Annotated in this window: 11 protein-coding genes and 1 pseudogene; 5 read left to right on the forward strand and 7 right to left on the reverse strand. The window is 59.9% G+C overall.

Annotated elements, in window-relative coordinates; genetic code table 11:
- Window positions 1-101 precede the first annotated feature (101 nt).
- The gene (gene fecA, locus ACIQU2_RS08665) at window positions 102-2435 is read left to right on the forward strand and encodes a TonB-dependent Fe(3+) dicitrate receptor FecA (RefSeq protein WP_403140000.1); all 2334 of its coding nucleotides are present in this window, start codon (window positions 102-104) and stop codon (window positions 2433-2435) included.
- 111 nt (window positions 2436-2546) lie between these two features.
- On the opposite strand, the gene ACIQU2_RS08670 is transcribed toward fecA, so the two are convergent.
- Both ACIQU2_RS08670 and ACIQU2_RS08675 read right to left on the reverse strand, forming a co-directional pair.
- Complete coding sequence (locus tag ACIQU2_RS08670; RefSeq protein WP_008150614.1) at window positions 2547-2954, reverse strand: HPF/RaiA family ribosome-associated protein; 408 nt, start codon at window positions 2952-2954, stop codon at window positions 2547-2549.
- A gap of 213 nt (window positions 2955-3167) precedes the next feature.
- Window positions 3168-4115, reverse strand: coding sequence for a LysR substrate-binding domain-containing protein (locus ACIQU2_RS08675; RefSeq protein ID WP_008150625.1), 948 nt, complete (start codon window positions 4113-4115; stop codon window positions 3168-3170).
- A gap of 135 nt (window positions 4116-4250) precedes the next feature.
- On the opposite strand from ACIQU2_RS08675, the gene ACIQU2_RS08680 reads away from it, so the two are divergent.
- The 3 genes from ACIQU2_RS08680 to ACIQU2_RS08690 all read left to right on the forward strand — a co-directional run bounded on the left by ACIQU2_RS08680 (window position 4251) and on the right by ACIQU2_RS08690 (window position 7612).
- Complete coding sequence (locus ACIQU2_RS08680; protein ID WP_347803050.1) at window positions 4251-5627, forward strand: L-serine ammonia-lyase; 1377 nt, start codon at window positions 4251-4253, stop codon at window positions 5625-5627.
- Window positions 5628-5695: 68 nt separating this feature from the next.
- On the forward strand, window positions 5696-6997 hold the full coding sequence (locus ACIQU2_RS08685; protein ID WP_192410188.1) for a serine/threonine transporter: 1302 nt from the start codon (window positions 5696-5698) through the stop codon (window positions 6995-6997).
- Window positions 6998-7294: 297 nt separating this feature from the next.
- Window positions 7295-7612 carry a DUF3509 domain-containing protein gene (locus ACIQU2_RS08690; RefSeq protein ID WP_403140002.1) on the forward strand — a complete coding sequence of 106 codons (318 nt, stop codon included), beginning with the start codon at window positions 7295-7297 and terminating at the stop codon, window positions 7610-7612.
- On the opposite strand, the gene ACIQU2_RS08695 is transcribed toward ACIQU2_RS08690, so the two are convergent.
- Window positions 7609-8109, reverse strand: a complete 501-nt coding sequence (locus tag ACIQU2_RS08695) for a phosphate-starvation-inducible protein PsiE (RefSeq protein WP_283183010.1) — start codon at window positions 8107-8109, stop codon at window positions 7609-7611. The genes ACIQU2_RS08690 and ACIQU2_RS08695 overlap by 4 nt on opposite strands.
- Window positions 8110-8417: 308 nt before the next feature.
- Between ACIQU2_RS08695 and ACIQU2_RS08700 the strand changes: the two are divergent.
- Window positions 8418-8672, forward strand: a pseudogene (locus tag ACIQU2_RS08700) (YebG family protein); the annotation flags it as partial.
- Window positions 8673-8834: 162 nt separating this feature from the next.
- Here the strand turns inward: ACIQU2_RS08700 and ACIQU2_RS08705 are convergent.
- The 4 genes from ACIQU2_RS08705 to ACIQU2_RS08720 form a co-directional block, all read right to left on the reverse strand.
- Complete coding sequence (locus tag ACIQU2_RS08705) at window positions 8835-9944, reverse strand: dihydrolipoamide acetyltransferase family protein (protein ID WP_403140003.1); 1110 nt, start codon at window positions 9942-9944, stop codon at window positions 8835-8837.
- Between the two features lie 16 nt (window positions 9945-9960).
- Window positions 9961-10947 carry an alpha-ketoacid dehydrogenase subunit beta gene (locus ACIQU2_RS08710; protein ID WP_403140004.1) on the reverse strand — a complete coding sequence of 329 codons (987 nt, stop codon included), beginning with the start codon at window positions 10945-10947 and terminating at the stop codon, window positions 9961-9963.
- On the reverse strand, window positions 10940-12034 hold the full coding sequence (gene pdhA, locus ACIQU2_RS08715) for a pyruvate dehydrogenase (acetyl-transferring) E1 component subunit alpha (RefSeq protein WP_403140005.1): 1095 nt from the start codon (window positions 12032-12034) through the stop codon (window positions 10940-10942). The genes ACIQU2_RS08710 and pdhA overlap by 8 nt, the downstream gene beginning before the upstream one ends.
- Before the next feature lie 114 nt (window positions 12035-12148).
- Window positions 12149-13168: a Glu/Leu/Phe/Val dehydrogenase dimerization domain-containing protein gene (locus tag ACIQU2_RS08720; protein ID WP_347803045.1), complete on the reverse strand. Its 1020-nt coding sequence runs from the start codon at window positions 13166-13168 to the stop codon at window positions 12149-12151.
- Between the last annotated feature and the right edge of the window lie 167 nt (window positions 13169-13335).

Consider the following 13335-nt stretch of genomic DNA (forward strand, 5'->3'; position numbering starts at 1 on the left):
CCAGATCTTTTGATCTTAAAAAAATAAATGAGCCGTTTTTCAGATCTGGCGTGACAGAGAAGGAAAGCCACCTTGATTCCACCTTCTCAGGATCGTCGTCCATGCAACCCACCCGCCTCACCCCGCTGGCCCGCACCTTGCGCCAACTTTTGCTGGGCGCCAGCCTGAGTTTCGGCGCTGTAGCGCTGGCACACGCCGCTGACGCCAAGCCGTATCACATCGCACCGTCCTCGCTGGAAAACGCCCTCAACCAGTTCGGCCGTGAAGCCGGTGTGCTGATTTCCTTTGGCTCTCAAGTTACCAGCGGCGTACAGAGTCGCGGTCTGGAAGGCAACTACACCCCCGAGCAAGGTTTGAAAGCCTTGCTCGAAGGCACCGGCCTGCAAGCCCGCGCCGAAGGTGACAATGCCTTCAGCCTGCAACCGGTGGGCGATACCGCGTTGGAACTGGACACCTCCAAAGTCGTCGGTGACTGGCTCGGCGATGCGGCGCCAATCAACGTCTTCGAGCATCCCGGCGCGCGTGACGTGATCCGCCGCGAAGAGTTCGAACGCCAGGGCGCGACTCAGGCCAAGGACGTGCTCAACCGCATCCCCGGCGTGAATGCGCCGGACAACAACGGCACCGGCAGCCATGACATGGCGCTGAACTTCGGCATTCGCGGGCTCAATCCGCGACTGGCCTCGCGCTCGACGGTATTGATGGATGGTATTCCGGTGCCTTTCGCACCTTATGGTCAGCCGCAGTTGTCGTTTGCACCGATCAGCATGGGCAACATGGACGCGGTCGACGTGGTACGTGGTGGCGGTGCCGTACGTTACGGGCCGCAGAACGTCGGCGGCGTGGTCAACTTCGTGACCCGGGCGATTCCCGATGAGCCGACGGTCAAGGGTGGTTTTCAGACCGAAACCAGCCCTTCCTCCAGCCACGACGGGTTCAAGACCACCGGCAACCTGCTGGCCGGCGGCACTGCCGACAACGGTCTGGGCGGTGCGTTGTTGTATTCCGGCACGCGCGGTGGCGACTGGCGAGAACACAGCGATACCGAAATCGACGACCTGATCCTCAAGGGTAAATACCAGCTCGACGACGCCAACAGCTTCAACGCGATGGCCCAGTATTACGAAGGCAAGGCCGACATGCCCGGCGGCCTGAACGTCGCCGATTACGACGCTGACCCTTACCAGTCGACGCGTCCGAAAGACCAGTTCTGGGGCCGTCGGACGATGTTCAACGTTGGCTATCGCTATCAGGAAGGTCGCCGGGAGTTCACCGCCAACACTTTCTTCACCAAGACGTTGCGCAGCGGCTATCTGGATCAGGGCACCTTCCTGTCGCTGTCGCCGCGCGAGTATTGGGTGCGCGGTCTGGAAACCCGTTTCGCCCAGGGCTTCGATGTCGGCCCGACCAGCCATGAAGTCGGTGTCGGCTATCGCTACATCAACGAAGCCGGCCACGAATTGCGCTATCGCACGCCGATCGCCAGCAACGAATACCCGACCACCGACAGCCGCAACGACCGCGACACCCGTGGCGGCACCGAGGCCAATGCGTTCTTCGTCGACGACCGGATCGACATCGGCAAGTGGACCTTCACCCCGGGCATCCGCTACGAGATGATCGAATCGCAACAAACCAACACCCTGACGAACGTGAAGTACAAGGGCGACTACAACACGGCGCTGCCGGCGTTGAACGTGCTCTATCACGTGACCGACACCTGGAACCTCTACGCCAATACCGAAGGCTCGTTCGGTAGCGTGCAATACAGCCAGATGCCTAATCGAGTGACCAGTGGCGAAGTCAAACCGGAGAAGGCGCGTACCTGGGAACTGGGCACCCGTTATGACAACGGTGCGCTACGGGCAGAGATCGGCGCGTTCCTGATCAACTTCGACAACCAGTACGAAAGCAACCAGACCAACGACTCGGTGATCGCCCGTGGCGAAACTCGCCATCAAGGTATCGAAACCAGCGTCAACTATGCCCTCGATGATTTGAGCCCTTCATTGGCCGGTTTCGATGTTTATGCCACTTACGCCTATGTGGACGCGACCATCCGTGAAGACGGGCCGAACAAGGGCAATCGTGTGCCCTTCTCCTCGAAACACAAAGGCACGATTGGCGTGGCTTATACCGAAGGCGCGTGGAAACTGAACCTGGACAGCAGCTATCAGAGCGATCAATTTGCCGACAACGCCAATACCTCGGCTGAAAGCGCTGATGGCAGCACCGGCAAGATTCCTGGGTACATGCTGTTCAGCAGCCGCGCGGCGTATGACTTCGGGCCGAAGTTGTCGGATTTGAATGTGGCGGTGGGGGTGAAGAACATCTTCAACCATCAGTACTTTACCCGCTCGTTTGATGACAACAACAAGGGTAAGTATGTGGGGGAGCCAAGGACGGTTTATGTGCAGACGTCTGTAGCGTTCTAATCCTGGCCCTGATCGTTCCTCCACTTTGCGTGGGAATGATCAGCCCAAACGAGAACGGGCCTGCATAAGCAGACCCGTTTGTCAGTGGAAAGGTAAAAAATTAATCAGGCTTCAACCGTTTTGCGCAGCCTGTTCGTTCTCGAGAAACTCGTCTTCCAGCAACGCATCGGCAGCGACTCTCTCGAACGGCACCACAGCGGCACGTGGTTTGCCCCGCAGTTTGCCGAACAGGTGCTCAAGTGCATGTTCAAGTTTTTCGGCCGCACCGTCGATCGCCAGTTCCAGGTTTGCGGCTTTATGGGTGACAGAAATCGGTTGGTGGCCTTTTGGCCGCGCTTCCAGCTGACAGCGCATGTCATGGGGACCGGGCTTGTCGCCGTTCTCGTCCCGCAGATGAACCTCGACGCGTGTCAGGTCCTCTTCATAACGTTCGAGCGTGCTCTCAATGGTAGTACGTACCCACTCCTCCAGTCGGATGCTGCTTTGAATATGGTTATCGCTGTTGACTTGGATTTGCATAGTTCATCCCTTATTTCAGCTAGCTCGCGAGAGGCACATCGGCTGGCCCTTGGGCGTCATCACCGTGACCTCTTACTTACACAATCGGTCTGCTCGCAGAACAATTCAACCCCTAAAAAAAGATAAATTTTCATACGCAAAAAAAGCCGGACAAGGAGCAAAAGCGCTGTTAAGGTCGGGAGTTGGGTCGCCTGACTCTTTTGTCACAATTGCTCACATCTGCCGCTCCGCCAGCGGATGCAGGCTTCGAAAGATCCCCGCTTCCTCCACCAGCCAGTCATGCACCGCACGCACGCCCGGATGGCTCAGCGCCCCTGGCGCATAGAGCAGCACGTAACGCTTGTGATTGGGCACCGCCAGGCCAAACGGCACGATCAACGTCCCCCGCTCCAACTCGTCATTGAGCAACGTTCGCCGCGCAATCGCCACGCCCATCCCGGCAATCGCCGCTTCGATGGTCAGGTGATTGCGATTGAAGGTGTGCCCGCGCCGCACGTCCGCACCTTCGAAACCGATGGCGTTGAGGTAGAACTCCCATTCCGCGTACTCATAACTGCCGCGCCAGGCGGTGATGTCGTGCAGCAACGGGAAATGCATCAGGTCCGCCGGGCCATGCAGCGGCGGCCGGCCGCGCAGCAGGCTTGGGGCACAGACCGGGAATATCTGTTCGTCGAGCAAGGTTGTGGATAACAAACCGGGATAGCTGCCGTCATTCAGGTCGATGGCCAAATCGAAGTCACCTTCGTGCAATGGCACGCTGCTGTCCTCGGCCACCAGCCGTAATTGAATGTCCGGAAAGCGCTGCTGCAAGCGCGGCAGACGGGGGGTCAGCCATTTGCTCAGGAACGATGGAATCGAGCGCACCCGAAGAATCCCACTGATCATTCCGGCGTCCAGTCGTCGCAATTCCGCATCGATGCTGCCGTATGCCTCGTTGACAGTGATGGCCAGTCGCTGGCCTTCAGCGCTCAATTCCACGCCGCGAGCGCGACGATGAAACAGGCGAAAGCCCAGGCGTTCTTCCAGCTGTCGGATTTGCTGACTGACCGCACCCGGCGTGATGTGCAGTTCTTCGGCGCATCGGGTGAACGACAAGTGCCGCGCGGCACAGGAAAACACGTGCAGCCAGACGTAAGTCTGGGCGTGCAATTGGCGACTCATTGTTTAGTCCTGCTAAAGGCTGTCTTAGGAAGTTTCGTTGGTCACGTAGGACCGAGATGGGCAGTATCGCCGACATTGCGCTTGTCCTACAAAAATGGCAGCGATTTCTCTTCCATTGCTTGTATAGGCTTTAGCATGGCTATCAGTGTTTTCGATCTCTTCAAAGTCGGCATCGGTCCGTCCAGTTCCCATACCGTCGGCCCGATGCGCGCCGCCGCGACCTTCGCCCAAGCCCTGATTGACCAACAATTGCTGGCCGACGTACGGCGAGTAGAAATCCGACTTTATGGCTCGCTGTCGGCGACCGGCGTCGGTCACGCCACCGACCGCGCCTGCGTCATGGGCCTGATGGGCGAATGGCCGGACAGCATTGATCCCACGTCCATCGACAGTCGAATCCAGTCTCTGCGCGAAACTGGCGAACTGTCTCTGGCAGGCAAAACCACCATCGCCTTCAACTGGCAACGCGATCTCCTACTGCTCGACGAGAGCCTGCCCTACCACCCCAACGCCATGTCCCTGACAGCCTTTGGCGAAACCGGTGAGCTGTCTGAGCAAACGTACTACTCGATTGGCGGCGGTTTCATCATCGAAGCGGCCGAAGCCGAGTCCGGCATCGCGCCCACCAGCGATGTGGTGCTGCCGTACGATTTTTCCAGCGCCGCCGAACTACTCAAGCTCTGCAACCTGCACGGTCTGCGCGTTTCCGAGTTGATGATGGCCAATGAATTGGCCTGGCGCAGCGAAGCCGAAATCCGCCAGGGCCTACTGCACATTTGGTCCGTGATGCGCGAGTGCGTCGAGCAAGGGCTGCGCCATGAAGGCATCCTGCCCGGCGGTCTGAATGTTCCCCGTCGCGCGGCGAAATTGCACCGCAGCCTGCTGGAAATTGGCAAGCCGAATGTCATCACCTCCACCCTATCGGCCATGGAGTGGGTGAACCTGTTTGCCCTCGCCGTGAACGAGGAAAACGCAGCGGGCGGGCGCATGGTCACGGCGCCGACCAACGGCGCGGCGGGGATCATTCCGGCGGTGCTGCATTACTACATGAAATTCAACCCGGACGCGTCGGACGATGACGTGGTGGCGTTCTTTTTGGGCGCTGCGGCCGTAGGAATCCTCTGCAAGAAAAACGCCTCTATCTCCGGCGCCGAAGTTGGCTGCCAGGGCGAAGTTGGCTCCGCCTGCGCCATGGCCGCCGCCGGGCTGGCGGACGTGCTCGGCGCCACGCCCGAGCAACTGGAAAACGCTGCTGAAATCGGCCTGGAACACAACCTCGGCCTCACCTGTGACCCGGTCGGCGGCCTGGTGCAAGTGCCGTGCATCGAGCGCAACGCCATCGCCGCCGTGAAGGCGATCAACGCTACGCAAATGGCCCTGCGCGGCGACGGCAAACACTTCATTTCCCTGGACCGGGTGATCCGCACCATGCGCGATACCGGCGCCGACATGCATGACAAATACAAAGAGACTTCACGGGGCGGCCTGGCTGTTAGCTGGGTGGAGTGCTGAGGAGCATTCCCTGACCGCCCGCAACACGTGAGCCCGAGCAAGAACAATAACAATAACGAGGCCAAACGATGACCGATGTACGTACACCTGCTGCCGATAATCCTGCTGTAGACCTGACACGCAATAGCGAAATAACCCACAAAGGCTGGAGTAAACACGACACCACCTGGATGCTTGGCCTTTATGGCACGGCCATCGGCGCTGGCACGCTATTTCTGCCGATCAACGCCGGCGTGGGTGGCTTCTGGCCGCTGCTGATCCTGGCAGTGCTGGCGTTTCCGATGACTTTTTTCGCCCACCGCGGCCTGACCCGCTTCGTGTTGTCCGGGCGTTCCGGGGACATCACCGAAGTGGTGGAAGAACACTTCGGCATCGGTGCCGGCAAGCTGATCACGCTGCTGTATTTCTTTGCGATCTTCCCGATTCTGCTGGTGTACAGCGTGGCGCTGACCAACACCTTGAGCAGCTTCATGGAGCATCAGTTGCACATCGCCCCGCCACCACGGGCGATTCTGTCGTTGGTGCTGATCCTCGGTCTGATGGCGATCGTCCGTTGCGGTCAGGGCGTCATCGTCAAATGCATGAGCGTGCTGGTTTACCCGTTTGTCGCGGCGTTGCTGCTGCTCGGTTTGAGCCTGATCCCGAACTGGAACGGAGCGTTCTTCGCCACCGCCAGTGAAGGCATGCCGATGCCACTGTTCTTCAAGACGTTGTGGCTGGCAATCCCGGTAATGGTGTTTTCGTTCAACCATTCGCCGATCATTTCCGCTTTCTCCGTCGATCAGAAACAACGCTATGGCGAACAAGCCGAGCGCAAAAGCAGCGGCATCCTCGCCATCGCCCACGCGATGATGGTGGTGACGGTGATGTTCTTCTGCTTCAGCTGCGTGCTGGCCCTGTCCCCGGCTGACTTGGCGGCGGCCAAGGCGCAGAACATCTCGATCCTGTCGTACCTGGCCAACCACTTCCAGACGCCGGTCATCGCATACGCTGCGCCGCTGATTGCGCTGGTGGCGATCACCAAGTCGTTCCTCGGCCATTACATCGGCGCCAGCGAAGGCTTTCAGGGCCTGATCGTGAAAAGCCTGCGCGGCCGTGGCCGGGTGATGTCTGCCAGTTGGCTGAACCGCGTGACCGCGCTGTTCATGATCCTCAGCTGCTGGGCCGTGGCGACGTTCAACCCGAGCATCCTCGGCATGATCGAAACCCTTGGCGGGCCGATCATCGCGTGCCTGTTGTTCCTGATGCCGATGTACGCCATCCGTCGAGTGCCAGCCTTGCGCCAGTACTCGGGTCAGGCCTCGAACGTGTTCGTGGTGCTGATCGGATTGATTGCACTGTCTGCGATCATCTACTCATTCATGCCCTGAAACGGGCAGGCAAAAAGAAGGCGGGCCACAGAGCCCGCCTCTTTTTTGCCGTGTCTATTGTTCGACAATTTTTCCGGCATGCCCCTTGCTTTGCCTATGTAGGAGCTGCCGAAGGCTGCGATCTTTTGATCTGTAGCGCCTTCAAGGGCGCCAAAAATCAAAAAATCGCAGCCTTCGGCAGCTCCTACGCGATACGGAAAAAAGTAATGAACATGGAATGCCGGTGGTCTGGTGTTGCGAACTAATCCCGATCACGGCGGGTCAACAACTGCACGTTCAATCAGGCGGTGACGCATCATGGACAACCCTTTTCAGCTCATTACCGATGCTTTTGCACCGGATTATCAGATCAACCTGAGCATTCAGGGTCTGGATGGCAGCATCATGCTGACCCTGTCCAACAGCGGTCACGTGGTCGCCAAACGGATGATCAGCGCCGAACAACGCAATGACCCCCAGCGCCTCAAACGCCTGGTGCAAAGCATTCAATTCGGCATCGCCATCGAACAGGGCCACAGCGCCGTGGCCATCCTCGAAGCCATGACCGACGGCGACAATTGCAATCTGCCGCCGCCACGCGTCAAGGGTCACAGCCGGCCAGCCATGCGGCTTTAAATCTCGCCCTTCTCGACTTCGGGATGCTCACCGGAACCCGCACCGATCTTGCGCTGCGGGTGTTCGATCTTCACCGAAGGGAATTGCGACGAAGCGTAACGCACCACCAGAATCGCAAACGCCAGCAGCAGAATCCCGCCGCACAGGTAGATGATGCCGATATCTGGCGGATTGTGGTGCGAGACGTTGGAGATCAGCAGCCGCGTCAGCGCAGTGATCGCCACGTAGATCAGGAAACGCACCGGCATGTGGTTGGTCTTGAAGTAAATCCCGACCATCGCCCCCAGTTCCAGGTAGATGAACAGCAGCAAGATGTCATCGATCTTGATGTGCCCTTCTTCGATCATCCCCAGAAATTCCATCACCGCCGCCCACGCGGTGACTGCACCGATGGCGAACAGCGCCAGGTAGTGGAAGGTCTCGACGAACAGGTTGCCCAGAGACTCGGCCAGTTGGTGCACGTTCTGCCGCAGGTTCTCGGCCCAGTTGATTTTCACGATGATTCTTCCTTAGCTCGGTTCGAGCGGATGATGCGGGTTTGACGTGACGGTTGTTCTGCATGCAGAAAAAAGGCCAGAGGCTGTTTGGTGAGATGGCGATGGGCTGCTACTGGACACTTTTGTGCTGGATTCGAGGGCCTCATCGCGAGCAAGCTCGGCTCCCACAGGTTTTGCGCAGACCACCTGAATTCGGTCTACATTAAAAAGCCACTACCCAAAGCGCAGGGATTCGCTTATCCTTTTCGCTGTATATAAATACAGTGGTCGAATAAGACAACTTAATGTGAAGGCATGTGAGGTGGTGAATGGCCGTCGAAGTGGTATACCGCAGCAGCCGAGATCTGGAGCGCTTGTTCATGGATAAAGCCGAAGCTGACCGTCATGACAAAATGCTCGAACTGGCCGAATTACTGGCTGAAGTGTTGCAAAAAGCCGTTCCGTCCCTGACCGAACAGCAAGTGGAAGAAGCCGGGATCTACATGGCGAAGAACCGCGATGTGTTCGCCAAGGCGTTCAAGAGCCAGCCGGACGCGTTGTCCGAATTGCTCAATGCGCCTGCTGAAGTCGTTGAAAAGGCTGCACCCGTTGAGGCGCCTGCACCTGTTGAAGTGGCTGAGCCGACCAAGCCAGCTAAAGCCCCCAAGGCTGCCAAGTAAGCAACGCCCGAATTGAATAGGCCCTGAGTCAAATGACTCAGGGCCTTTTTCATGCCTGCGAAAAACCTAAGCGTCGGGTTGCTCCAGCGCCTCGACCAGCGCCTTAAAGAAACGCGCCGCCTCGCCCCCCGTCACCACTCGATGATCGAAAGTCAGGGACAGCGGCAGGACCGGATGCACCACCACCGCGCCATCAAACGCCACAGGTTCGTCGCGGATCGCGCCAGCGGCGAGGATCGCCACTTGCGGCGGCACCACCACCGGGTTGGCGTAGCGACCGAACAAGGTGCCGAAATTCGACAACGTCAGGGTCGCCCCCATCATTTCCTTGGGCGGAATCGATCGCGCCTGCACGTCGGCCCTTAATCGCATGACGCCTTCCTTCAACTCAGCCGGGGTGCGATGACCGACATCGCGCAGCACTGGCACGAACAAGCCGTCCGGGGTGTCCACGGCGATGCCCAGATCGAGCCGTTCGTGTTGTTTGAGCGACAGGCTTTTGCCGTCGAAGGCGCTGTTGAGCACCGGCTCCACGGCGCACGCGGCCGCCATCGCCTTGGCGAGACGTATCAAGGGTTCACGTGCCTGACCCCAGCGATGCAGGTCGGCGTCACCGAAAATCGTCACGGGCACGACTTCGGCATGGGACCGCGCCATGTTCAGCGCCATGCTGCGCCGCACACCGCGCAACCGTTCGCCGCCGAAGCGATCCAGTTCAGTTTGAGCCGCGTTTTCTACATCCGTACGGGTGATCAGCCCCTCGTGGCCAGAGCCCGTCAACCCACTCAACTCCACGCCGAGTTGCCGAGCCAGTTGCCGCACGGCCGGCGTGGCGCGAGTCGCCAGGTGCTCTCGGGTCGAGGGGGCAGCCCCGATGAAAAACGAATCCTCCTGACTGCTGCCGCCACCTTGGAGTCGCCCCACTACGGTGCCCGCATCGGCTTCGCCTTCGTAGCCGAGCAAGGGTTCACCGACGTGAATAATGTCGCCCTCACCGCCGTAGAGTTTTGCCACCACGCCGTCATAGGGTGCAGGGATATCCACCAGCGCCTTGGCGGTTTCCACCGACACCAGCAGTTGATCGGCCTTGACGGTATCGCCAACGTTGACGTGCCAGCGAACGATTTCCGCCTCCTGCAAACCTTCTCCCAGATCCGGCAGTTTGAAATATTTCATCGCAGCCTCCTTGGGTTCAGGAAAAGTGCAGTACGTTGTCGCAAGCCTGAAGAATGTCCTCGACGTTAGGCATGTACAGCGACTCCAGTCGATACAGCGGTGGTGGAATGTCCGGCGCAGTGACTCGCTGGATCGGTGCCTGCAATTCCAGCAACACCCGCTCATAGAGGCTCGCGGCGATTTCCGCACCGACGCCACAGGAGCGCGGCGCTTCATGAACGATCACGCAACGACCCGTCTTGCGCACCGAGGCTTCCATCGTGTCGAGGTCCAGCGGCTTGATAGTCGCGACATCGATCACTTCCGCCGACACGCCCCGTTCGGCCAATGCGGTGGCGGCTTGCAGTGTTTCCATTACACAGGCGCCCCAGCTGATCAGCGTGATGTCACTGCCTTCGCGCAGGGTGAAACAGCTGTCCAGCGGCAGGCGCTTGCCATCGTCCAACAGCGGTTGCGGGTTCATGCGATAGAGCCGGGTCGGTTCGAGAAACACCACCGGGTCAGGGTCATCGATGGCCGCCAGCAACAAGCCATAGGCCCGGGCCGGCGATGACGGAATCACCACCCGCAAACCCGGAATGTGCGCGAACAGTGCTTCAGTGCTTTCGCTGTGATGTTCTGGCGCCCGAATCCCCGCGCCCATCGGTGTGCGCATGACCATCGGGCAAGTGATCCGCCCTCGAGTGCGATTACGCATGCGACTGGCGTGGGACACCAGGTGCTCCATGGCCGCGTAGATGAAGCCCATGAACTGGATTTCCACCACCGGTTTCAGGCCCTGCGCGGCCATGCCGACCACCAGTCCGCCGAGCATGGTTTCGGCCAGCGGCGAGTCAATAACCCGCTTGAAGCCGAAGCTGTCGCGCAGCCCTTGAGTCGCGCGAAACACGCCGCCGTTCACCCCGACGTCTTCACCGAGGACGATGACGTTTTCGTCTTCGCTCATGGCCCGATGCAGCGCCAGGTTCACCGCTTCCAGCAACGTGACTTTGCCGTTACTCATGGCTCGAATCTCCCGCGCGACGCGCCGCCCTTTCGAGCAACTCTTCACGCTGGCTGGCGAGAGACTCCGGCCATTGGGCGTAGACGTGATCCATGACCGATTCGGGCGCCTGAGTCCCCGCCGCTTCGAAGTTATCCACAGCACGCTGCACCAAGCCTTGGCATTCGCTGATCAGCGCCTGCTCGCGGCCTTCGTCCCAGACGCCCTGCCCGACCATGAAACGTTGCAGGCGTTTGACCGGCTCTTCGAGCCAGGCCTGCTTGACCTCGTCCGCTGGCCGGTAGCGCGTGGCATCGTCGGCGGTGGTGTGGTCGCCGAGGCGATAGCTCAGGCATTCCAGCAACACCGGGCCTTTACCGTGACGCGCCCGTTCGAGGGCCACTTGTACTCGGTCGTAAACCGCGAGCATGTCATTGCCGTCGACCTGCTCTCCGTGGAACCCGGCACCGATCGCCTTCTGTGCCAGCGTCGGGGCGCCGCACTGAATCCGTCGTGGCACCGAGATCGCCCATTGGTTGTTATTGACCACGAACACCACCGGCAACTGCCAGGCACCGGCGACGTTGAGGGCTTCGAGGAAATCACCCTTGCTGGTGGCGCCGTCGCCGCAGGTGGTGACGGCGACCCGATGTTCGCCGCGGATTTTGAATGCACTGGCAACGCCGCAGGCATGCAAGGCCTGGGTGGCAATCGGCACACAGATCGGAAAGTCCTGGGCCGCCGCCGGTTCGGCAAAGTCGCTGCCGCGCTCGTCACCGCCCCAGTACAGGAGGATTTCTTCCATGCGCACCCCGCGCATCAACTGCACGGCGGTGTCACGGTAATACGGAATCAGCACGTCTTCGGCGTGCATCACGCTGCCGACGGCGACGCCAATGGCTTCCTGGCCCAACGTCGGCGCATAAGTGCCGATGCGCCCGGTGCGTTGCAGGGCGACCGCTTTCTGATCGAAAAGGCGGGTCAGGACCATCTGCCGATAAAGGCGCGTCAGCAAATTGAAATCGTCGGCCCAGTCAGGAAGTTCGCCGAGCAATTGGCCGTCAGGGGATAAAAATCGGGTGTAAGGCAGCTCAACCTTGTGAGGCATCACAGGGGCTCCTGGCACGCCGCGTCAGCGTGCGTCAGTCAAGCTTGACGCTTGTGGCGCCAGCCTTGGGAGCAAGTCTGCCGGATAGGCCCTCACTCCTTCATCGGTTCAACCTCATCGATACAGCACTTTCTCCGCCAACTCGTCAGCCACTCGGGCCGGCGAGCGTTTTTCCGCTTGGGCATGGGCGAAGACTTCGGTCAGCCGGGAGCTGATTTTCGACAGGTGTGCGGTGATGGTCGTGAGATCTTCGCCGCGGTGTTTGAGCGAAACGTAGATCAGCCCGCCGGAATTGATCACGTAATCCGGCGCATACAGAATGCCCCGCCGCTCCAGTTGATCGGCGACTTCCAGATGGGTCAGTTGGTTGTTTGCCGAACCGGCCACCGCCGCGCAGCGCAATTGCGTCACGCTGTGGCTGTTGAGCACGCCACCGAGGCCGCAGGGCGCGAGAATGTCGCAAGGGGTGCTGAGCAGCGCGTCGTTGGCGATCGGGTGAGCGCCGAGTTGCTCCATCGCCAGTTGGACTTTACCGTGATCGATGTCACTGACCAGCAGCTCGGCACCGGCGGCGTGCAGTTGTTCGGCGAGGGCATAGCCAACGTTGCCGAGCCCTTGTATCGCCACTCGCAGGCCTTCGAGGTTATCGCTGCCCAGCCGGGCCATGGCGGTGGCACGAATACCGGTGAACACGCCCATCGCCGCGTGCGGTGCAGGGTCGCCAGCCGAGGTGGTGCTGGTGACGTGTTGGGTTTGTTGGGCGATGCAATCCATGTCCGCCACCGAGGTGCCACTGTCGATGGCGGTGATGTAGCGGCCGTCGAGCTGATTGATGCAACGCCCGAAGGCTTCGAATAGCGCGGCGCGGTTTTCCACATGGACTGGGCGAACAATCACCGCCACGCCGCCGCCCTGAGCCAGGCCGGCCAGCGCCGCCTTGTAACTCATGCCTTGGGCGAGGCGCACCGCATCCTCGACGGCGGACTCGTCGCTCGGATAGGCAAGGTAACGACACCCGCCGAGGGCAGGCCCCAGACGGCTGTTATGAATGGCAATGACCGCCTTCAACCCGGTGACCGAGTCGACGCTCAGATGCAGGGATTCAAGGCGAGTGCTTTGCATGAGAGCGAACATCGTAGGGCTCCCGAATCACTTCTTGTAGTCGCCAGTATAGGCTTGCGCCCGAAAATTGCAGAAGCGCACCGGAATAAGCGACGCCGCCATGCAGACTTTCGGACATAACCTGCAACCGCCTATGTTCGGCACTGGACGAATGACGGAGACGGGGCTAAAACGAGGCA

It is taken from the genome of Pseudomonas sp. NPDC098740, from assembly GCF_044760065.1.
GTDB lineage: Bacteria > Pseudomonadota > Gammaproteobacteria > Pseudomonadales > Pseudomonadaceae > Aquipseudomonas > Aquipseudomonas rossensis.